This window comes from Nocardioides sp. Soil805, from assembly GCF_001429625.1.
In the GTDB taxonomy this organism is placed as follows: domain Bacteria; phylum Actinomycetota; class Actinomycetes; order Propionibacteriales; family Nocardioidaceae; genus Nocardioides.
This window is the reverse complement of the sequence record NZ_LMSU01000002.1, coordinates 56,662-75,011: the sequence shown is the minus strand read 5'-3', so window position 1 is coordinate 75,011 and position 18,350 is coordinate 56,662. Positions and strand designations below refer to the sequence as shown.

At 73.9% G+C, this 18,350-nt stretch carries 23 protein-coding genes; 5 read left to right on the top strand and 18 right to left on the bottom strand.

From position 1 onward, the window contains the following. Nucleotides 1-12: 12 nt before the first annotated feature. The 10 genes from ASG94_RS10865 to ASG94_RS10820 are packed head-to-tail and all read right to left on the bottom strand — an operon-like array spanning nt 13 to nt 9,205. A complete protein-coding gene (locus ASG94_RS10865; RefSeq protein ID WP_056926497.1) occupies nt 13-1,029 on the bottom strand; it encodes an excalibur calcium-binding domain-containing protein in 1,017 nt (338 codons plus the stop codon). A gap of 21 nt (nt 1,030-1,050) precedes the next feature. Continuing rightward, entirely contained in the window at nt 1,051-1,929 is an 879-nt protein-coding gene (locus ASG94_RS10860; RefSeq protein ID WP_056926496.1) for a phosphatase PAP2 family protein, read from the bottom strand. Continuing rightward, nucleotides 1,926-2,411 carry a hypothetical protein gene (locus ASG94_RS21985; RefSeq protein ID WP_056926495.1) on the bottom strand — a complete coding sequence of 162 codons (486 nt, stop codon included), beginning with the start codon at nt 2,409-2,411 and terminating at the stop codon, nt 1,926-1,928. The genes ASG94_RS10860 and ASG94_RS21985 overlap by 4 nt, the downstream gene beginning before the upstream one ends. Then, nucleotides 2,411-3,565 (bottom strand): glycosyltransferase family 2 protein, encoded by a 1,155-nt coding sequence (locus ASG94_RS10850; protein WP_056926494.1) that lies wholly within the window; start codon nt 3,563-3,565, stop codon nt 2,411-2,413. Before ASG94_RS10850 ends, ASG94_RS21985 begins: the two co-directional genes overlap by 1 nt. Further along, nucleotides 3,562-4,938 (bottom strand): cytochrome P450, encoded by a 1,377-nt coding sequence (locus ASG94_RS10845; protein ID WP_056926493.1) that lies wholly within the window; start codon nt 4,936-4,938, stop codon nt 3,562-3,564. Before ASG94_RS10845 ends, ASG94_RS10850 begins: the two co-directional genes overlap by 4 nt. Further along, the gene (locus ASG94_RS10840) at nt 4,935-5,291 is read right to left on the bottom strand and encodes a lycopene cyclase domain-containing protein (protein ID WP_056926492.1); all 357 of its coding nucleotides are present in this window, start codon (nt 5,289-5,291) and stop codon (nt 4,935-4,937) included. Before ASG94_RS10840 ends, ASG94_RS10845 begins: the two co-directional genes overlap by 4 nt. Next, a complete protein-coding gene (locus tag ASG94_RS10835) occupies nt 5,288-5,641 on the bottom strand; it encodes a lycopene cyclase domain-containing protein (RefSeq protein ID WP_056926491.1) in 354 nt (117 codons plus the stop codon). Before ASG94_RS10835 ends, ASG94_RS10840 begins: the two co-directional genes overlap by 4 nt. Next, a complete protein-coding gene (gene crtI / locus ASG94_RS10830; RefSeq protein ID WP_082624123.1) occupies nt 5,638-7,284 on the bottom strand; it encodes a phytoene desaturase family protein in 1,647 nt (548 codons plus the stop codon). The genes ASG94_RS10835 and crtI overlap by 4 nt, the downstream gene beginning before the upstream one ends. Then, nucleotides 7,281-8,165 carry a phytoene/squalene synthase family protein gene (locus tag ASG94_RS10825; protein ID WP_056926490.1) on the bottom strand — a complete coding sequence of 295 codons (885 nt, stop codon included), beginning with the start codon at nt 8,163-8,165 and terminating at the stop codon, nt 7,281-7,283. The genes crtI and ASG94_RS10825 overlap by 4 nt, the downstream gene beginning before the upstream one ends. Further along, nucleotides 8,162-9,205, bottom strand: coding sequence for a polyprenyl synthetase family protein (locus tag ASG94_RS10820; protein ID WP_156411549.1), 1,044 nt, complete (start codon nt 9,203-9,205; stop codon nt 8,162-8,164). Before ASG94_RS10820 ends, ASG94_RS10825 begins: the two co-directional genes overlap by 4 nt. Before the next feature lie 80 nt (nt 9,206-9,285). On the opposite strand from ASG94_RS10820, the gene ASG94_RS10815 reads away from it, so the two are divergent. After that, nucleotides 9,286-10,140 carry a DICT sensory domain-containing protein gene (locus ASG94_RS10815; RefSeq protein ID WP_056926489.1) on the top strand — a complete coding sequence of 285 codons (855 nt, stop codon included), beginning with the start codon at nt 9,286-9,288 and terminating at the stop codon, nt 10,138-10,140. Nucleotides 10,141-10,145: 5 nt separating this feature from the next. Here ASG94_RS10815 and ASG94_RS10810 read toward each other — a convergent pair whose 3' ends face one another. The 3 genes from ASG94_RS10810 to ASG94_RS10800 all read right to left on the bottom strand — a co-directional run bounded on the left by ASG94_RS10810 (nt 10,146) and on the right by ASG94_RS10800 (nt 12,122). Then, nucleotides 10,146-10,592: a DUF1810 domain-containing protein gene (locus ASG94_RS10810; protein ID WP_056926488.1), complete on the bottom strand. Its 447-nt coding sequence runs from the start codon at nt 10,590-10,592 to the stop codon at nt 10,146-10,148. Between the two features lie 54 nt (nt 10,593-10,646). After that, nucleotides 10,647-10,901, bottom strand: coding sequence for a PspC domain-containing protein (locus ASG94_RS10805; protein WP_056926487.1), 255 nt, complete (start codon nt 10,899-10,901; stop codon nt 10,647-10,649). Between the two features lie 219 nt (nt 10,902-11,120). Further along, nucleotides 11,121-12,122, bottom strand: coding sequence for a beta-ketoacyl-ACP synthase III (locus ASG94_RS10800; protein WP_056926486.1), 1,002 nt, complete (start codon nt 12,120-12,122; stop codon nt 11,121-11,123). A 64-nt stretch (nt 12,123-12,186) separates the two neighbouring features. Here ASG94_RS10800 and ASG94_RS10795 point away from each other — a divergent pair, with 64 nt between their 5' ends. After that, nucleotides 12,187-12,888 (top strand): VOC family protein, encoded by a 702-nt coding sequence (locus ASG94_RS10795; RefSeq protein WP_056926485.1) that lies wholly within the window; start codon nt 12,187-12,189, stop codon nt 12,886-12,888. A gap of 4 nt (nt 12,889-12,892) precedes the next feature. Next, nucleotides 12,893-13,906 (top strand): serine hydrolase domain-containing protein, encoded by a 1,014-nt coding sequence (locus ASG94_RS10790; protein WP_082624122.1) that lies wholly within the window; start codon nt 12,893-12,895, stop codon nt 13,904-13,906. An 18-nt stretch (nt 13,907-13,924) separates the two neighbouring features. Here the strand turns inward: ASG94_RS10790 and ASG94_RS10785 are convergent, their stop codons facing one another. Continuing rightward, nucleotides 13,925-14,473 carry a hypothetical protein gene (locus tag ASG94_RS10785; RefSeq protein WP_056926484.1) on the bottom strand — a complete coding sequence of 183 codons (549 nt, stop codon included), beginning with the start codon at nt 14,471-14,473 and terminating at the stop codon, nt 13,925-13,927. A gap of 181 nt (nt 14,474-14,654) precedes the next feature. On the opposite strand from ASG94_RS10785, the gene ASG94_RS10780 reads away from it, so the two are divergent. Beyond that, entirely contained in the window at nt 14,655-15,626 is a 972-nt protein-coding gene (locus tag ASG94_RS10780; RefSeq protein WP_056926483.1) for a glycoside hydrolase family 26 protein, read from the top strand. 94 nt (nt 15,627-15,720) lie between these two features. Beyond that, nucleotides 15,721-15,888 (top strand): hypothetical protein, encoded by a 168-nt coding sequence (locus ASG94_RS21710; RefSeq protein WP_156411548.1) that lies wholly within the window; start codon nt 15,721-15,723, stop codon nt 15,886-15,888. A gap of 22 nt (nt 15,889-15,910) precedes the next feature. Here the strand turns inward: ASG94_RS21710 and ASG94_RS22170 are convergent, their stop codons facing one another. The 4 genes from ASG94_RS22170 to ASG94_RS10765 all read right to left on the bottom strand — a co-directional run bounded on the left by ASG94_RS22170 (nt 15,911) and on the right by ASG94_RS10765 (nt 18,266). Beyond that, nucleotides 15,911-16,051 carry a hypothetical protein gene (locus ASG94_RS22170; RefSeq protein ID WP_200958095.1) on the bottom strand — a complete coding sequence of 47 codons (141 nt, stop codon included), beginning with the start codon at nt 16,049-16,051 and terminating at the stop codon, nt 15,911-15,913. 61 nt (nt 16,052-16,112) lie between these two features. Then, nucleotides 16,113-16,853 (bottom strand): energy-coupling factor ABC transporter ATP-binding protein, encoded by a 741-nt coding sequence (locus ASG94_RS10775; protein WP_056926482.1) that lies wholly within the window; start codon nt 16,851-16,853, stop codon nt 16,113-16,115. Further along, entirely contained in the window at nt 16,850-17,542 is a 693-nt protein-coding gene (gene cbiQ, locus ASG94_RS10770) for a cobalt ECF transporter T component CbiQ (RefSeq protein ID WP_235537233.1), read from the bottom strand. The genes ASG94_RS10775 and cbiQ overlap by 4 nt, the downstream gene beginning before the upstream one ends. Before the next feature lie 37 nt (nt 17,543-17,579). Further along, the gene (locus tag ASG94_RS10765; RefSeq protein ID WP_056926480.1) at nt 17,580-18,266 is read right to left on the bottom strand and encodes an energy-coupling factor ABC transporter permease; all 687 of its coding nucleotides are present in this window, start codon (nt 18,264-18,266) and stop codon (nt 17,580-17,582) included. Between the last annotated feature and the right edge of the window lie 84 nt (nt 18,267-18,350).

Here is an 18,350-nt window from a genome sequence, read left to right as displayed (position 1 = left end):
CCGCCCACTCGTTCACTCGCAGGCGGTCCCGTCGCCGTCCCGGTCGAGGTGGGTCCCGTAGCCGGGATCACCGAGGTGCACGGGCGCGGCGCCCGGGGACCGGGCCGCGTCGCAGTTCTCGAAGTACGTCGACCCGCCACCGACCACGGCCGGAGCCGGTGACTCGGTCGGCATCGACGCCGGCACGCCCGGGTCGGAGATGTCGTGGTCGACCCGCGTCGGGGCGCCCCACGTGTCGGCGACCAGCAGCTGGTCGGGGCACGACGCCAGGACGCGCTCGGTCGCGGCCTTCTCCGGGGCGGTCAGCCACAGGTCGTACTTGCTCTTCACCGCCACCTGACGCGCGACGTAGAGGCAGCGGAAGGGCTTGTTCGACGGAAGCCACGTCGCCGCGTCGCCGTCGCCCTTCTGCCGGTTGGCGCCGGCGTCCGCCGGCAGCAGGTTGAGGTGATCGTTGGCGAGGGCGGCCCTCGTCGTGATGTCCCACCGGAAGGCGCCCGTGGCCCACGCGTTGCCCAAGGACACGACATGGTCGATGTCGATCAGGAAGCCGTCGCCCTGCCGGTAGTCGATCCTCGAGCCGGTGTAGGGATCGTCGTAGGCGCCGGTGGCGACGACACAGCCGTTGCCCTCGACGGTGATCGCGGACAGGTGCTCGCGCAGCACGTCGTTGCGGGTGTCGCACCCGTTGCGGTCCGCGTCGAGCCAGGCCGGCCCGAACCGGTCGCGGTCGTAGCCCGTCATCGGGGCTCGCCCCTTGACGGCCAGGAGGCCCAGGGCCGCCAGCGCCGTCCCGCGGCCCGCCTGCTGCCCGGCGGTCGCGGACGCCGACGGCGACGGGCCGGAGGTCGTGGGCGACGCGGACGGCGTACGCCGAGGCCTCGCCCGCGGCGCCTTCGGTGCGGCACTCCGCTCCGCTCCAGCGCGCGCCTGCGACGAGTCCCGTACGTCGGGTGCGGGCTGCGCGTCGTCGCACTGGCCGACCAGCACCAGGAGAACGGCGCCGACCGCCACGGCCTTGAGCTTCACGACTCTCCTCGACGTGCTGGGTCAGCCGACAGGATGCCTCGGATCGCGCCCCGTTGCGTGGCGAATGCCCGAAGCGCCGGCCCGCCGCTCCCGCCGACGCCGCAGCACGGCCCCTGCGGCCACGGCCGCGACCGCCACCAGCCACCCCACGAGCACATCGACGACGTAGTGCTCCCCGGTGTAGACGAGCGTGACGCCCATCGCCAGCGCGTACGCCGCCAGCACGAACCGCCACAGCGTGCTCGCCACCGGCCAGAGGAACAGCGCGACCAGCATTGCCGCCCCGGCGTGCAGCGAGGGCATCGCCGCCACCGGGTTGCTCTCCCCCTGGCCCGAGGCGGTCAGCGTGCCCACCCAGTCCAGGTGCAGCCACTGCCAGCCGATGTCGGAGATGCGGTCCACGGTCCCGATGTCGCCCTGCTCGGAGGCCAGCCACGGCGGCACGGCGGGATAGACGACGTACCCGCTCACGCCCAGGACCGTGAAGACGAGCAGCGCCCCCAGCCACGCCTTGAAGCGGTCGCGCAGCCAGAACCACGCGACGGCCGTGACGATCGGGATGGAGACGAAGTGGGTGACGTAGACGAGCGCGGCGATCGCGTCGTACCAGTGCGGCGACCCGTCGACGAGCCGCTCCTGCAGCCACACCGTCGGGACCGCGCCGAAGAAGCCTGCGTCGACCGAAGGCGGTCCGTCGACGTGGACCCCGAAGCCGAGCCGGTTGGTGGCGGCCCCGTCGCCCTCCTCCAGCGGGGCGCTGATCCAGCCGGCCACGGCGTAGGCGACGAGGATGACGCTCAGCGGCGACCAGGCGATGAGGAGCTGGGCGATCGGCCCGTGCTGGGAATCGTCGGAGTCGTCCGGCGAGGGAGCGAGGTCGCGCTCGAGCTCCTGGGTCACCGGTACCGCCGCTCGAGGATCGCCTGGGTCCGGAAGCGGTTGTAGCGCTGGATCGCGATGAAGGGCGCGTTGACGCCCACGCCGTACGCGATCAGCAGCCCGGCCGCGAGCGGCGGGTTCCACAGGACGAAGAGCGGCGCGCAGGCCATCGCCCACCAGTGGGCCAGCTCGGCGCGGCGCGTCTCGCGGACGAAGAGCTCCAGCCCCGCGGGGTCGTACGACGGCAGCTCGCGCTTGCTGACCCCGCCGGCGAAGAGGGCCCCCGCCTCCGGGAGCCGGTCCTTCCAGCGGTGGATGCGCAGGCGGCGTCGGTACCACCCGCCACCGACCTCGAAGGGCCGCGGAGACAGGACGAGCCCCTCGCGGGACAGCCGCGCGTCGCCCAGGCGGTGGGCGGCGTAGCCGGTGCCCGCGTGGAAGACCCCCCACGCGACCACGTCGACCGCCACGGTCAGCGCCTGCGGCATCAGCAGCCGGAGCATCAGCCCACCCCTTCCGAGGACCGGAGGTCCACCTCTCGCCCGCGCCAGCGCACCGAGCGGCGCACCAGCGTCAGCGCGGCGGACCGCGCGAAGATCACGTCGAAGGCCAGCAGGCACACCGGGAACAGCGCCCACGTCCACCAGCGGAACGAGCCCACCCGGCGCAGGATCCACCCCAGCTGCGCCGCGAACCCCACCCAGGCGACCGCCCACAGGGCCGGGTCGCCCCAGGTCAGGGACGCGCCCCACCCGGTCACCGCCTCGACGAGCGCCAGGGCCGCGCCGACCGCGACTGCGTGGTGGGCGCTCACCCACAGACCTGCACCGAGGGTGGGTCCGGGAGCGGCGGCGGAGGCGCCGGACGCGAAGTTCTTGGTCCAGCCGTCGGCCAGCTGCCGCAACCCGCCGGGATAGCTGCGCATCCGGATCGAGTCGCCGCCGACCGCGCACCGCACCGGCAGCCCGGCCCGGTCGTAGGCCGCGGCGAGCTGCACGTCGTCGAGGATCTCCCCGCGCACCGCCTCGTGCCCGCCGGCCCTGTCGTAGTCCGCCCGCGTCGTCAGCAGGCACGGCCCGAACGCCATCGGTCGTGTCGCGGGGCGTCGCGCGAAGGCGCCGCTGGCCAGCAGGGACATCACGTTGAAGTAGGCCGACAGCTGCTCGTAGGGCCTCTCCACCCGGTGGAAGGGCTGCACGGACACCAGTCCCCCGCGCACCTCGTGCAGCGCGAGCAGCCCGGCCAGGGCGTCGGGACCCAGCACCGTGTCGGCATCGAGGAAGAGCAGCAGCTCCCCGCTGGGGGCCCCGGCTCCGAGGTGGCAGGCCCACGCCTTCCCGGTCCAGCCGGGCGGCGGGGGCGTGCCGGGCAGGACGGTCGCCCCGCCGGCGCGGGCCACCGCGGCCGTCGCGTCCCGAGAGCCGTCGTCGACCACCACGACCTCGCGGAGCCCGAGCCCGCGCAGCGACTCCAACAGCGCCGGGAGGGTGGCCTCCTCGTCCCGCGCGGGCACGACGACCGACACCGACGTCGACCGGTCGGCGTACGCGAGGCCCCGCGGGACCGTCCGCAGGTCGGCGAGCAGCCACCACCCGCAGGCCGCCGCGACCAGCAGCACGACGACCAGCACGGCGTCGACCAGCACCACGTCGGTCACGAGGAGGCCCGGGTGACGACGAGCGGCATCCCGCCGCGCGGGTGCACGGCGACCTGCGCCTGCGCCGCCGGGCGCGTCCAGCCCGCCGGCACCGACACCCGGTGGTCGCGGAGCAGCTCGCTGAGGACCACCACCATCTCGCCGAGGGCGAACTCGCGCCCGATGCACAGCCGCGGCCCCTGCCCGAAGGGCAGGTAGCCGGCGCGGCCGGCGCCGGGGTCGAGGAACCGCTCGGGTCGGAAGGCCAGCGGGTCGGTCCACGGGTCGGCGCGGCGGTGCATCAGCCAGGGGCTGACGATGACCAGCGTGCCGGCCGGGACCTCGTGGCCGCCGACGACGTCGGGCGCCAGCGAGCGGCGCGACAGCGCCCACGCCGGCGGGAAGAGGCGCAGCGCCTCGTCGACCACCGCGCGCGTCCACGGCAGCGTCTCGCGGTGGCCGAGCAGCCCGACCGGCCCGGGGTGGGCGGCCAGCTCGGCGCGCACCGCGTCCTGCTCGGGCTGGTGCTCGGCCAGCAGCATCAGGATCCAGGCCAGCGCCCCGGCCACGGTCTCGTGGCCGGCGATCACCATGGTCACCAGCTCGTCGCGGATCCCCGCGTCGTCCATCCGGCTGTCGAGAAGCAGGCCGAGGAGGTCGTCGCCGTGCGAGCCGGCCGGCGCGTCCGCGCTGCGCGCGCGGCGCTGGGCGATGATCTCGGCGGTGGCGGCGTCGAGCCGGCGCCGCGCGGAGCGCAGCCGCAGATTGGTCCGGGTCGGGGTCCACTCCGCCCGCGGCAGGATCGAGCGGCCCAGCCGGACCACCAGGTCCGCCGACTCGCTCGTCGCGTCGAGCAGGTCCTGCGCCTGGCCGGAGAGGTCCGCGGAGAAGAGCGCCCGACCGACCGCGTCGAGGCCGATGCGGTGGGTGAGGGCGGCGACGTCGACCACGTCGCCGTCGGCGAGGGAGCCGAGCCGCGCGCCGATCGCCGCCTCGGCCGCCGCGCGGACCTGGTCCCCCACCGCCTCGAGGCGCTGGTGATGGAAGGCCGGGGCCGCAAGGCGCCGGTGCTCGATCCAGCTGGGCTCGGAGGAGGCCAGCAGGCCGGGTCCGGTGACCCGGGCCAGCGCGGCGTACTGGACCGTGTCCTTGGTCCAGTTGCGGGCCGCGGTCTGCAGCACGTGCCGGGCGTCGGCCGGGTCGTTGACCAGCAGCGCCGGCGGGCCCGGCACCGGGAAGGAGACGAGGTCGCCGAAGCGACCCGACACCTCGACCAGGAACGACAGCGGGTCGGCGCGCACCGAGCGGAAGGCGCGGGCCATGTCCAGCGAGGTGGGGCCGGGGACGCCGACGTCGGTGGGCTGCATCGCCTGCAGCCGGGTCGCGACGCTCACGCGCGCTCCCCGCCCGTGTCGCCGGTGTCCTCACCACTGCGGCGGCCGAGCCACACCCACACCACGCACGCCGTGAGCACGAGGGCGAAGCCGAAGGCCAGGTCCTCCACGGGCGCGAAGACCAGCCGGCCGTCGCCGACGAACACCACGCTCCCGCCGCCGAGGATCGCGTCCGGGTCGTACTGCACGATCCGCCGGCCGGTGAGCCAGCCGTTGGTGAGCAGCTGGAAGAAGACGATGATCGCGTACGCCGCCCACCAGTCGCGCGTCGTCGTCAGCCGGGTGCGCGCGACCCAGCGGTCCAGCACGAGCGCGACCAGCACCCCGACCACGGCGATCCCGGTGTAGGTCATCGTGCCTCCCCCTGCCGGCTCGGCCGGGCCGAGCGGTCGCGACGACGGGCCGCCTTGACCGCCTCGTAGGTCAGCACGGCGACCAACGGGATGACGACGAAGAACCCGATCTCCTCCAGCGGCAGCCCGGCGATGCGCCAGGGCAGCGTCTGGTCGGCGTCGAACCACCAGTGCCCGACGTTGGTGGCGTGCAGGTCCCAGAGCAGGAACGGCGTGCCCGCCGCCAGGACGGTGAGGAGCAGTCGTCGCGGCTGCCGCAGCACCCGGAGGCGGAAGGCCGGGACGAGCGGCAACGTCCCGACGAGGCAGAAGGCGAGCATCGCGACGTACGACCAGTGCGGCAGGCTCATCCACTCACCGGGAGCGACGACCGGTCCCCGGTCATCCGCTTGAGCACGAGCTCGGCACTGATCAGGCACATCGGGAGTCCCACGCCGGGAACGGTACTGGCCCCGGCGTAGAGCAGCCCGTCGACCTTGGACGAGGTGTTGCCCGGGCGCAGGAACGCGCTCTGGCGCAGGTTGTGCTCGAGGCCGAGCGCCCCGCCGCGCCACGCGTTGTAGCTGCGCTCGAAGTCCTCCGGCCCGACGGTGTGGCGCACCCGGACGCGGCTGCGCAGGTCGGGGACGTCTGCCCAGGCGGCGACCCGGTCGATGGCCGCGTCGACCGCCCGCTCCACCGCCGCGGAGCCCTGCCCGTCGTCGCCACCCGCGCCGATGGCGGTGTCGGCCGGGACGGGCACGAGGACGAAGAGGTTCTCGCAGCCCTCCGGGGCCACCGTCGGGTCGGTCTCGGACGGCTTGCAGACGTAGATCGACGCGGGGTCCGGGACGCGGGTCTCGCGGCCGAAGATGTCGCCGAAGTTCTGGTCCCAGTCGGCGGTGAAGAACAGCGAGTGGTGGGCCAGCTGCGGCAGCCGTCCCTCGACTCCGAGCATCGCCAGCACGGCGCCGGGGCCCGGGGAGCGGCGGCGCCACGCCTGCTCGGGGTGGGTCTGCAGCGCGGGCGGGAGCAGCGCGGTCTCGAGGTGGTGCAGGTCCGCGGCGCCGACGACGACGTCGGCCTCGACGGTACGACGCTCGCCGTCGGCCGTGGTGTGCTCGACCCCGGTCACGTGCGGACGGCCGCGGCCGGCGTCGCCGGTGAGGATCTGCGTCACCGCGGCACCGGTGTGCAGCCGGGCCCCGTGCCGCTCGGCCAGCGCGGCGATGACCTCGATGAGCCGGGTGAAGCCGCCCTGCGGGTAGAGCACGCTGTCGCCGAGGTCGAGGCGGCTCATCAGGTGGTACATGCTCGGCGCGCGACTCGGCGACGAGCCGAGGAAGACCGCGGGATAGCCGAGCACCTGGCGCAACCGGTTGTCGGTGAACCGCGCCGCCACGTGGCTGCCGAGCGAGCGGGTGAGCAGCCTGCTCAGCCGGGGCGTGCGGCGTACGACGTCGGTGCGCAGGAACGACGCCCCGGAGTCGAAGTTGCTGTAGAGGAAGCGGCGCAGCGCGATGTCGTAGGTCTCCTCCGCGGAGCTGAGGTAGGCGTCGAACGCCTCCCCGGCCCCCGGCTCGACCGACTCGAAGAGTGCGCGGTTGTAGGCACGGTCGGGACGTACGTCGAGAGCCTCGTCGTGGCCCTCGAAGAACACCCGGTAGCTGGGGTCGAGGACCGTGAGGTCGAGCTCCGCGGCGGCGGTGGTGCCGAGCAGGGAGAAGAAGTGCTCGAAGACCTCGGGCATGAGGTACCACGAGGCGCCGGTGTCGAAGCGGAACCCGTCGCGCTCGATGCTGCCGACCCTGCCACCGAGCTCGTCGTTCTTCTCGAGCAGGTCGACGCTGTGCCCGCGCGAGGCGAGCAGCGCGGCCGTGGCCAGCCCGGCGATGCCGCCGCCGATCACGACCACCCGGCGGGAGCCGCCCTCCGCGGCGGCGCGCCCCGTGGAGCGGCCGGGGAGCCGGTCGGCCAGCCTGCCCGGCAGCCGGTCGGGAGAGAGTGCGGTCATGAGGATCCTCCGTAGAACGCGCCGGCGACGAGGCGCATCTTGACCGGGTCGGGGACCCGGACGCGGGTGCGGCGGATCTGCGCCGCCGGGGTGGCGCGCAGCCGGGTGGCGAGCTCGGCGAAGGTCGCGTGGGCGAGGCGGACCGCCCGGCGGCTGCTCGGCGGCAGGGCCGGGATCACGGCGTCGGCCGCGGCGAGGTCGGCGTCGATGTCGTCGAGGATCCGGTCGCGGTCGGCGTCGCAGAACCGCTCGACGTCGAGGTCCGGGAAGTAGCACCGGCCCAGGGTGTCGTGGTCCTCGGCGAGGTCTCGCAGGAAGTTGAGCTTCTGGAAGGCGGCGCCGAGGCGGCGCGCCCCGGGCGCGAGCCGGTCGTGGTCGGAGGACCGGTCGACCACGCCGTCGCCGGCCAGGAAGACGTGCAGGCACATCAGCCCGACCACCTCGGCGGAGCCGTAGACGTAGCGCTCGAAGCTCTCCGGGGTGTGGACCGCGGTGTCGAGGTCCATGGCCATCGAGGCGAAGAACGGGTCGATGACGTCCGCGCCGATGCCGCACCGGATCGCCGTGCGGGCGAAGGCGTGGACGACCAGGTTGGCGCTCCAGCCGTGCTGGAGGGCGTGGCGCACGTCGTCGTGGAGCCAGGTCAGCATCCGGGCGCGCGGCTCGGCGCCGAGGCCCGGGTCGGGGTTGTCGACGATCTCGTCGGCGACCCGGACCAGCGCGTAGACGTTGCGCACCTCGGTCCGCACGGGCTCGGCGAGCAGCCGGGACGCGAGTCCGAAGGAGCTGGAGAAGGCGCGGATCACGCCGGCGGCGCTGTCCTCGGAGACCGAGTCGTAGAGGCTCCGTGCGGGTCGCCGGCTGACCAGGAAGGAGCTCATGCGGCGACCCCGTCGCCGTCGGCCAGCACCACCGGGCGCGTGGTCACGGTGGCCAGCAGGTCGACGGAGAGGCCCAGCTCCTCGACGATGGCGACGGCGGCGGCGTGGTGCGCCGCAGCGAGGTCCTCGACGTACCGGCGCGACCCCGACGCGGTGAGCAGGCGGCGCGCCTCGACCAGCTCCTCGTCGGCGAGGTCGCGGCCGACGTACGCCGCGATCTGCGACCACTCGGCGGTGGTGCGGGCGTGGGCGAGGAGCGGGGTCTGCTTGCCGGCACGCAGGTCGCTGGTCGCGCTCTTGCCGGTCCGGGTGGGGTCGCCGAAGACGCCGAGGAGGTCGTCGACGAGCTGGAAGGCGATCCCCAGGACGCGCCCGACCTCGCCGAGCCGGGCGACGGTCACGTCGTTGGCGCCCGCGAGCACCGCCCCGGCCTGCAGCGGGAGGGCGAAGGAGTAGGCGCTCGTCTTCTGCTCCTCCATCGCCAGGCTCTCGGGCAGCGAGGCGTCCCCGGTGCGGAGCGAGAGGCGTACGTCGGCGAGCTCGCCCGCCGCGGTCGTGTGCAGGGCGGCGTCGAAGAGGTCGAGGAGGCGGTGGGTGACCTCCGAGGGGGCGCCGCAGGTCGCCACCGCCCGGATCGCCGCGGCCAGGGCGAGGTCCCCGGCGAGGATGCCCGCGGTGCGACCGAGGGACGCGGCCTCGTCGTCGGTGGCGCCGGCAGCGACGGCGTAAGCGCGGAACGTGCCGCTCACGTTGGGTCGGCCGCGACGGACGTCGTCACCGTCGATCACGTCGTCGTGGATGACCAGGGCGGTGTGCAGGAGCTCGACCGCGGCGCCGGTCTCGACCGCCGCGGCGGCGGCCGTGCCGCCGAGGGCGTCGTGGGAGGCCATGACCAGCGCCGGACGGAACCGCTTGCCGCCCTCGGTCGCCGCGGACAGCGCGTCCCAGAGACGGGCATGATCGGGGTCGGTGGCCGCCGCCCGGGCGCGCCCCTGATCGAGGAGCCGCTGCAGGGCCTCGTCGGTGGTGAGTGGGCTCACTGGTCCTCCAGCCTCGTGACGCAGGAGGACAAACCTATGCAACACTGCGAAGAAAATCTAGGCAGCGTGAGGAGGTTCGCGTGCCCAACGCCCCCCTGCGGGACCACCTGATGACGATCGGCGACCTCGCCGAACGCACCGGGGTCCCTCCCGCGACCCTCCGCAGCTGGGAGTCACGCTACGGATTCCCGGTGCCCGTCCGCCTCCCCGGAGGCCACCGCCGGTACGCCGAGCCCGACGTCGCCGCCGTGCTCGAGGTGCTGCGCCACCGCGACGCGGGCCTGGCCCTGGAGGCGGCCGTACGCCGCGCCACCACCACGTCGTTCCAGTCGCGGTCGGTCTTCGCCGAGCTCCGGCGTCGGCACTCCGAGATCACCCCGCAGCTGCTCACCAAGACCAGCCTCCTCGCGATCAGCCGCGCCATCGAGGACGAGTGCTGCGCCCGCGCCGAGGAGCCGCTGCTGTTCGGCGGGTTCCAGCGCGACGCCTTCCTCCGCGCCTCGCGCGCCCGCTGGGTGGAGCTGGCCCGCACCGCCCGCGCGACCGTCGTCTTCGCCGACCGGGCCGAGCCGCAGGCCGCGCGCCCCGGCGTACCGATCGAGGTGGCACTGCCCCGCGACGCCCCGCTCAACCGCGAGTGGCTCGTGGTGTGCGACGCGCCCGACCTGCCCGCGTGCATGGCCGCCGTCGAACGGCCCGGCCAGGAGGGGGTCGCGGACTCGCGGCGTCGCTTCGAGGCGGTGTGGACCGTGGACCCCCGTGCCGTGCGGCACGCGAGCCGGGTGGCGGCCGCGCTCGCCGACGAGTACCGCCCGGGGTGGCGGACCCCCGAGCTCGACGAGGTGGGCGTCGAGCCGCCCGGCGCCTCACCCGACCTGCGTCGGGCGTCAGACCTGCTCAACCGGATGATGGGCTACCTCGACAGCGGTCACTAGCCCGGTCACCGGGCCCGGTCGAGGATCGCGTCGGTGGCCTCGTCCGGCTCGCCGCCGAAGAACTTCTCCAGGACCTCGGCGAAGAGCGGCTCGTCCGGCTCGGCGCGCATGAAGAGCGTCATCGAGGAGCGCAGCTTCATCGCGTCGGTGGAGCCGAAGACCGCCTCCGCCGACGTCTCCTCGAGGTCGAGGATCGTGCGGCAGCACTCCCGCAGCCGGGCTCCGAGCACCGGGTGGGCCAGGTAGGCGCGGGCCTCGTCGAGCCCGGCCACCGCGTAGAAGCGGGCTGTCTCGCTGCGCCCGAGCCCCTGCACCTGTGGGAAGACGAACCACATCCAGTGGCTCCGCTTGTGCCCGCCGCGCAGCTCGCGGAGGGCGTCGTCGTACGTGCCGCCCTCGTCCTGCGCGCTCACGAAACGGACGAGGTCGGGCCGGTCGTCTCTCGGGTCCATGTTTCCTTCGTACCCCTCGAGGCGCCGGCCACGCGTGGCCCCCGGTCGGTGCCGTCAGGCGCCGGTGTGGGGCGTTGCCGAGGCAGGGGCGGCGAGGGTCTCCTCGGCCGGCATCAGGATCCAGAGCACCGGGTAGACCAGCAGCTGGCTGCCGGGCAGGACCATCAGCAGGAGGAGGAACAGAAGCCGGGAGACCCACGGGGTCAGGCCGAGGCGCCGGCCGACGCCTGAGCAGACACCGCCCACGATCCTGCCGTCCCAGGGACGGATGAGGCCCTGGCGGGCGAAGGCTGTGCGGATGTCGTTCATGGAGTTCCTCCGGATCGGTGTGCGGCTGTTCCTCCAGCCTGCGTCCTCCCGGCGTCCCGCACCATCGGGGTCCGCCCTGGTCCTACCCCGACCGCCCCGGGGCCGGAGGCGCTCGCGGGCGGACGCGGTCGCCCTCGCCGGGGTAGTCCGTGACGAACGGACCCTCGATCCGGCGATCCCGGGGTCCGATCGTCACGGACTACCGCACGCCGGGGCCGCCTACTCGTGCGGCGGCAGCGTGACGACCTGGCCGGCGTAGCTCAGGCCCGCCCCGAACGCGATGAGCAGCGCCAGGTCCCCGGCCTTCGCCTCGCCCTTGCGGAGCATGGCCTCCATCGCGAGCGGCACGGAGGCCGCCGAGGTGTTGCCGGAGTCCACGACGTCCGTGGCGACGGCCACCGACTCGGGCAGCTTGATGTTGCGCGAGAGCGTCTGGGTGATGCGCAGGTTGGCCTGGTGCGGGATGAAGGCGTCGAGGTCGTCGACCGCCACCCCGGCACCGGCGAGCGCCTCGTGCGCGACCTCGGCCATCGCGAACGGGGCCCAGCGGAAGACCGCGGTGCCCTCCATCTGTACGACGGGGTGGTCGGACTTCTCGCCGTGCGCGGGCAGGCAGCTCGGCGTCTGGTTGATGACGTGCGCCTGCGAGCCGTCCGAGCCCCAGGCGGTCGGCCCGATGCCCGTCGCCTCCGCAGGTCCCACGACGACCGCGCCGGCCCCGTCGGCGAAGATGAACGCCGTCCCACGGTCGGTGGGGTCCATGAAGCGGCTCAGCTGCTCGACCCCGACGACCAGCACGTACTCCTCCGCGCCGGAGCGGACCATCGAGGACGCCAGGTTGAGGGCGTGGCAGAAGCCCGCGCACCCGGCGGAGACGTCGAACGCCGCCGCCGTCGAGCCGAGCCGGGTCGCGACCTGCGGGGCCGACGCGGGCGTGTGCTCGGGGTGCGTCGACGTGGCGACGATGACGCAGCCGAGCTGGTCCGCGCCCACGCCCGAGACGGCGAGCGCGCGCTCGGCGGCGCTGGTCGCCATCCCGATCAGGGTCTCGTCCGGGCCGGCGAAGCGCCGCGTCCTGATCCCCGACCGGCTCTGGATCCACTCGTCGTTCGAGTCCAGGACCTCGCAGATCTCGTCGTTGGTGACGACCCGCTCGGGTCGGTGGACGCCGAGTCCCAGCATCGCTGCGTGCGTCAGTTCGGTGGCCTGTCGGATCGTCATGTCGCGAGCATAGGCACCCCCGATGGGGGCTGACCCGACGCCGCCTTCCTGATTGACTGGCGACATGAGCCTCGTGACGTGGCAGGACCTGTGCATCGACGCGGTGGACGTCGGCGTCGAGTCCCAGTTCTGGGCCGCGGTCAGCGGGCTCGAGGTCGCCGACGGCGAGGCACCGGCCCGGCTCGCCGGACCGACCCCGCGTCACTCCCTGTGGGTCAACCCCGTCGACCGGCCGCACCGCGTCAAGAACCGCGTGCACCTCGACGTCGACTGCGCGTCGGTCGAGGAGCTGGTCGGCCTGGGCGCCACGGTGCTCGCACCGGCGGAGGAGACCGGCCTGGGGTGGACCGTGATGGCCGACCCGGAGGGCAACGAGTTCTGCGCGTTCGTCCGCGGCCCCGAGCAGCTGCCGGCGTACCGCATCCACGGCATCGGCATCGACTGCGGCGACCACGAGCTGGTGGCGCGGTGGTGGGGTGGGCTGTTCGGCGCGGAGCCGACGTACCTCGCCGAGCACGACTGCTGGACGCTCACCGGCGTCGCCGTCGACGAGCGGATGACGCTCGACTTCGCGCCGGTCCCCGAGCCGCGGACCGAGCCCAACCGGGTGCACTGGGACGTCGTGGGTCGCGTCGACGACCTCCTCGCACGCGGGGCGACGCGGCTGTGGGACCAGCCGCACTGGACGGTGCTCGCCGACCCGGAGGGCAACGAGTTCTGCGTCTTTCCTCCGCCCGCGGCCGCGGCGCCGTCGGGCCTGGCCTGAGCCCGTGGCCGACAGCGAGTCGTTGCGGGCGGCGATCGCCGACGTCGCGGAGCGCACCGGCTTCTCCGGCGTGGTCCGCGTCGACCGCGCCGGCGCGACGGAGGTCTGCGTCGCCCACGGGTACGCCGACCGGGCTCACCGGGTCCCGAACACCGTCGACACCCGGCTCGCGATGGCCAGCGGCTCCAAGACCCTCACCGCGCTGGTCGTGATGGCCCTGGTCGAGCGCGGCACGCTCGCGCTGGGCACGACCGCCCGGTCGCTCCTCGGCGCCGACCTGCCGCTGATCGCCGACGACGTCACCGTCGAGCACCTGCTCGCCCACCGCTCCGGCATCGGCGACTACCTCGACGAGACGGCCGGCGGCGACATCACCGACTACGTCCTGACCGTCCCGGTCCATGCGCTCGCGACGACCGAGCAGTTCCTGCCGGAGCTGGACGGGCACCCGACCGTGTCGCCGGCCGGGGAGCGGTTCGCCTACTGCAACGGGGGCTACGTCGTGCTGGCGCTGCTGGTCGAGCGCGCGTCGGGCGTCGACTTCCACGAGCTGGTCCGCACGCTCGTGTGCGAGCCGGCCGGCATGGTCGACACCGGGTTCCTGCGCTCCGACGAGCTCCCCGGGAGTGCCGCCCGCGGCTACCTCGCCGTGGACGGCCTGCGGACCAACGTCCTGCACCTCCCGGTCCGCGGCAGCGGGGACGGCGGCGCCTACACGACCGTGGCCGACGTCCACGCGCTGTGGTCGGCGCTGATGGCGGGACGGATCGTCGGACCTGCGCTGGTCGCCGAGATGCTGCGACCGCACAGCGACTGGCCGGAGGAGTCGAGGCGCTACGGCCTGGGCATCCACCTCAGCGCGATCCGCGACGCGGCGTGGCTGGAGGGGTACGACGCGGGGGTGTCGTTCACGAGCATGCACCAGCCCTCGACGGCGCTCACCTGGACGGTCGTCTCGAACTGGTCGCGTGGCTCCTGGCCGCTCGTCACGCTCCTCGACGAACGCCTCGGCGACTGAGGCCGAGTCCGAGGCCGGTCAGGTGACGTGCACGGCGGCCGGCCCGGCCGGGACGTCGTACTGGTGTGGCGGGACGCCCCCGTCGAGCTCGGTGAGGACCTGGTGGGCCAGTCGCGCCGTGGGCGGGGCGAGGAACAGGCTCTGGGCGGCGTACGGGCGACCCGACCAGGTGTCGGGGAGCTGGTGGCGGATCCGGGCCTCGAGCAGCTCGAGCGGACGCCAGCCGGTGATCGGCCGCGTGCGGGTCGGGGCGACCTGCTCGATGGTGTCCCACTGGCCGGTCCAGAGCCTGACGTAGAGGTCGAGGGCGGCGGCGACGACGGCCGGGTGCTCGTCCACGACGAGGAACCGGTGGTGCACGCGGTAGTCGTAGGCCTGCCGAGGGCTGCGGACGACCCCGGCGCGGACAGCGACGACGTCGAGGTCGAAGCCGCAGGAGGCGGGGTCGTCGAGTCGTACGGCGCACAGCCGCGCGGCGCTGGCCCAGTCACCGGAGACGACGTCGGCGAGGGTGTCGAGCGCGGGCGCGAGCAGTGCGGCACCGGGGTGGGTGATGGTGATGGTCATGAGCGCCTCCGGTCACCAGCCTTGGCCACCCCGGCACGACTCGGGTCGTTCGCGCGGGCTTTTCCCGTGAACGGGTGACGCGCGTGCTCCCCGACGGATTCACGTGTTCGACAGCGGGGTGACCCGAGGACACCTACGGTTCCTCAAGGAACCGGCAAGACGCCCACTCGGAGGCCTCCCGATGCAGATCCGCCGCCCGTACCTCCTCGCCGCGCTCGCCCTGGGCGTGGTGACGGCCGCCGCCCTCGGCGCGCCCGCGTCCGCCGCGAGGCCCACCGCCCCGCAGCCCGCTCCCGCCGAGGAGCGCGTCGTGGGGATCGCGGTCGCCGGTGCCCCCACGGACCTGTCCGAGGCGCTGTCCGTCTCCAGCCGCACCGGCGCCGACCTCGACCAGGTCACCTTCTACTCCGCGTGGTCGGACGGGGGCGACTTCCCGGCCGCCGACGCGTCGCGCATCATCGCGGCGGGTGCCGTGCCGGAGCTGACGTGGGAGCCCTGGGACCCGGCCGCGGGCCCGGAGCAGCCGGCGTACGCCCTCGACACCATCACCACCGGCCAGCACGACGCCTACATCAAGCGGTGGGCGACGCAGGTGAAGTCGTGGGGCCAGCCGCTGGTCATCCGGTTCGCGCACGAGATGAACGGCGACTGGTACCCGTGGGCGGAGGGTGTCAACGGCAACGGCCCCGGCGACCACGCGGCCGCCTGGCGCCACGTCGTCGACCTGTTCCGCCGGGCCAAGGTCACCACCGTGACGTGGAGCTGGTCGGCCAACGTGCCCTACCCCGGCTCCACCCCCCTGGCGTCGCTCTACCCCGGCGACAGCTACGTCGGACGGGTCGGCCTGGACGGCTACAACTGGGGCACCACGCAGCCGTGGTCCACGTGGCAGTCGTTCGCCGACGTCTTCGGCCCGGGCGTCGCCGAGCTCGGGTCGATCAGCACCCGACCGGTGCACGTCACCGAGACCGCCGCCCCCGAGGGCGCCGGCGGCGACAAGGCCGCCTGGATCAGCGACATGTGGGGCTGGCTGGCGGCGCACCCCGAGGTCCGGGGCGTCACGTGGTTCTCGCTGCTCAAGGAGGCGGACTGGCGCATCGACAGCTCCCAGGCCTCGCTCGACGCCTGGGGCGTCGGGGCGCGGGTGTTCTGAGCCGGCCCACCGCACGCACCCTCACCCGCTGCGGGGGAGGCGTCGGGGACGGAGGCGGGACACGGTGGGGTCCCGCCCAGGAACGGAGCCCACCATGCCCCCGACGCCGTACCTCAGCTCACTGGCCGAGCTCTCGGGCTGGACCGAGGGTCACATCCTGGCGGTCTGCGGCGGGGCGGTCGTGGCCGGTTGCGCCGCGACGCTGATCGTGGGACTGCGTGCCGCCGACGCCGTCCTCGAGGCACTCCCCCGGAACCTCTAGGCGAGGACGCGGCCCCCGGGGCTCAGCGGGCGGGAGGCTGGTTGCGCCGGTCCTTGAGCTGCTGCACGGCCTGCTTGATCTTCGCCTGGTTGTGGGGCTTGCGCGCCTCGTCGAACACCATCTTGGCGACTCCGAGGGCGCCGGCCTTCTTCATGAATCCCATGCCGGCAACCTAACGGGGCCGCCCAACCCGGATCGGCGCGGAGCCGTGCCCGGATCCCGGGTCAGCACCGGTGCGGGTCGAACCCGTAGGGCAGCTCGAGACGGTGGGCCGCCATCAGGGCGTCGTCGGTGAGGATGTCGAGGGTCCGACCCTGTGCGGCGATGACGCCGTCGGAGAGCACGACCGCCCGGGGGCACAGCTGCAGGGCGTAGGGCAGGTCGTGGGTGACCATCATCAAGGTGACGTCGAGGCCGGTGAGGATGTCGGCGAGCTCGCGGCGCGACGCGGGGTCGAGGTTCGAGCTCGGCTCGTCGAGCACGATGATCTCCGGCTCCATCACGAGCACGGTCGCCACCGCCACGCGGCGTCGCTGGCCGAAGGACAGGTGGTGCGGAGGACGGTCGACGAAGTCGGCCATGCCCACCATGTCGAGCGCGGCCATCACCCGTCGGTCGAGCTCGGCGCCACGGATCCCGAGGTTGCGCGGGCCGAAGGCGACGTCGTCGCGGACGCTGCCCATGAAGAGCTGGTCGTCGGGGTCCTGGAAGACGATGCCCACGCGGCGGCGGACCTCGGCCAGGTTCTCCTTGACCACCGGCAGGCCGGACACGCGCACCGTGCCGCGACCCGGCGCCAGGATGCCGTTGAGGTGGAGCACGAGCGTGGTCTTGCCGGCGCCGTTCGGTCCCAGGACGGCCACCCGCTCGCCCCGGTGCACGTGCAGGTCGACGCCGAAGAGCGCCTGGTGGCCGTCGGGGTAGGCGAACGCCACCGACTGCAGGTCGAGGACGGGGGTGCTCATCGGCGTGCGCTGCCGTCGTACCCGCGGGCGATCATCGCCAGGTGCACCCGCTCGCCGCGCTCGAAGGAGCGGATGAACAGGGCGCCGACCGAGCGCCCCAGCACCGGCCAGTGCCGCGGGTCGCGGGCGGTGAAACCGCGGGACTCGCGAGCGGTCCTCATCCGGCGCAGCTCGTCGGTGACGATCTCGAGGTAGCGGACCATGAACCCCATGATCTGCACGAGCTGGCTGGGCACGCGGAGCCGCTCGAGCCCGGCGAGGAGGTCACGCGGATCGGTCGTGGCGGCGAGCAGCAGGCTGGCGAGGACACCCAGGGTGGCCTTGGTGAGCAGCCCGGCGGCGGCGAGCAGGCCCGGCTCGCTCAGCGACACCCCGGCGACCTCGACCTCGGGCCCCGAGGCGACGAACGGCAGCACCGCGGCGAAGACCAGCACCGGGGTCTCGACGACCATGCGCCGCGCCAGGTAGGCCACCGGCACGCCCGACACGGCGACCAGGACGCCGAGCACGACGGCGTACGCCGCGAAGGACGGCGCCCACGCCAGCGGCGTCGCCACGACGACGAGCATGAAGCCGACGAGGCCGGCCACCTTGAGGTGGGCCGGAGCCCGGTGGAGCGGGGAGTGGCCGTGGAAGTGCAGCCGGTGCCCGTGCGGGGCGCCCATCACTCGTCCCCGCGGTGCGGACACGCACGCACCCGCGTCGGCGCGGGAGGCCGGCGGAGCCTCATGCCGACACCAGCCTGGTCTCCAGCTCGCGCGTGGCGACCAGTCGGCGTGCGCCGTGCACCAGGTCCGGGCGCACGGTGACGATCCCGGCGACGACCACGAACGTGATCACGGCCTCCCCGACCCCGATCACCACGTGCACCCCGAGCATCGCGGTCAGCAGCGTGTCGAACGGGATCGGGACGACACCGCCGACGGAGTAGAGCAGCACGAACGTCGCCGCGCTCGCGGCCACCGAGACGACGGCCCCGAGGGCGGCGGCGGGCGCGACCATGGAGATCCGCCTCGGCAGGACGAGCAGGGCCCCGCGGAACACGGCGTACCCGACGACCACGGCGACGACCCCCATCAGCACCACGTTGGTGCCCAGGGCGGTGATGCCGCCGTCGGCGAACATCAGCGCCTGGACGGCCAGGACGACGGTCATGCAGAGCAGCCCGGTGTAGGGACCGACGAGGACGGCCGTCAGCGCACCCCCCATGAGGTGCCCGCTGGTCCCTCCCGCCACGGGGAAGTTGATCATCTGCCCCGCGAACACGAAGGTCGCGATGATGCCGGCGAGCGGCGCGACGCGGTCGTCGAGCTCACGGCGGGCACCCCGCAGGGCGACCGCGATGCCGGCGACCGCCACCCCCGCGGTGGCCAGCGAGGTCGGTGCGTCCAGGAATCCGTCGGGCACGTGCATGGGTGACCTCCCGGGTCTTGTTGCACTGCATGTGCAACAACGGTGGTTCGGCACCAGAGTCCGATCGGATGGGGGAGATCGCGC

Bases quoted from the DNA above. Each gene is read 5' to 3' on its own strand.
- ASG94_RS10795 (WP_056926485.1), top strand. From the start codon at position 12,187: ATGAGCCTCGTGACGTGGCAGGACCTGTGCATCGACGCGGTGGACGTC.
- ASG94_RS10840 (WP_056926492.1), bottom strand. From the start codon at position 5,291: ATGACCTACACCGGGATCGCCGTGGTCGGGGTGCTGGTCGCGCTCGTG.
- ASG94_RS10800 (WP_056926486.1), bottom strand. From the start codon at position 12,122: ATGACGATCCGACAGGCCACCGAACTGACGCACGCAGCGATGCTGGGA.
- ASG94_RS10805 (WP_056926487.1), bottom strand. From the start codon at position 10,901: ATGAACGACATCCGCACAGCCTTCGCCCGCCAGGGCCTCATCCGTCCC.
- ASG94_RS10835 (WP_056926491.1), bottom strand. From the start codon at position 5,641: ATGAGCCTGCCGCACTGGTCGTACGTCGCGATGCTCGCCTTCTGCCTC.
- ASG94_RS10765 (WP_056926480.1), bottom strand. From the start codon at position 18,266: ATGCACGTGCCCGACGGATTCCTGGACGCACCGACCTCGCTGGCCACC.
- crtI (WP_082624123.1), bottom strand. From the start codon at position 7,284: ATGACCGCACTCTCTCCCGACCGGCTGCCGGGCAGGCTGGCCGACCGG.
- ASG94_RS10785 (WP_056926484.1), bottom strand. From the start codon at position 14,473: ATGACCATCACCATCACCCACCCCGGTGCCGCACTGCTCGCGCCCGCG.
- ASG94_RS10780 (WP_056926483.1), top strand. From the start codon at position 14,655: ATGCAGATCCGCCGCCCGTACCTCCTCGCCGCGCTCGCCCTGGGCGTG.
- ASG94_RS10810 (WP_056926488.1), bottom strand. From the start codon at position 10,592: ATGGACCCGAGAGACGACCGGCCCGACCTCGTCCGTTTCGTGAGCGCG.
- ASG94_RS10775 (WP_056926482.1), bottom strand. From the start codon at position 16,853: ATGAGCACCCCCGTCCTCGACCTGCAGTCGGTGGCGTTCGCCTACCCC.
- ASG94_RS22170 (WP_200958095.1), bottom strand. From the start codon at position 16,051: ATGGGATTCATGAAGAAGGCCGGCGCCCTCGGAGTCGCCAAGATGGTG.
- ASG94_RS21710 (WP_156411548.1), top strand. From the start codon at position 15,721: ATGCCCCCGACGCCGTACCTCAGCTCACTGGCCGAGCTCTCGGGCTGG.
- ASG94_RS21985 (WP_056926495.1), bottom strand. From the start codon at position 2,411: ATGCTCCGGCTGCTGATGCCGCAGGCGCTGACCGTGGCGGTCGACGTG.
- ASG94_RS10825 (WP_056926490.1), bottom strand. From the start codon at position 8,165: ATGAGCTCCTTCCTGGTCAGCCGGCGACCCGCACGGAGCCTCTACGAC.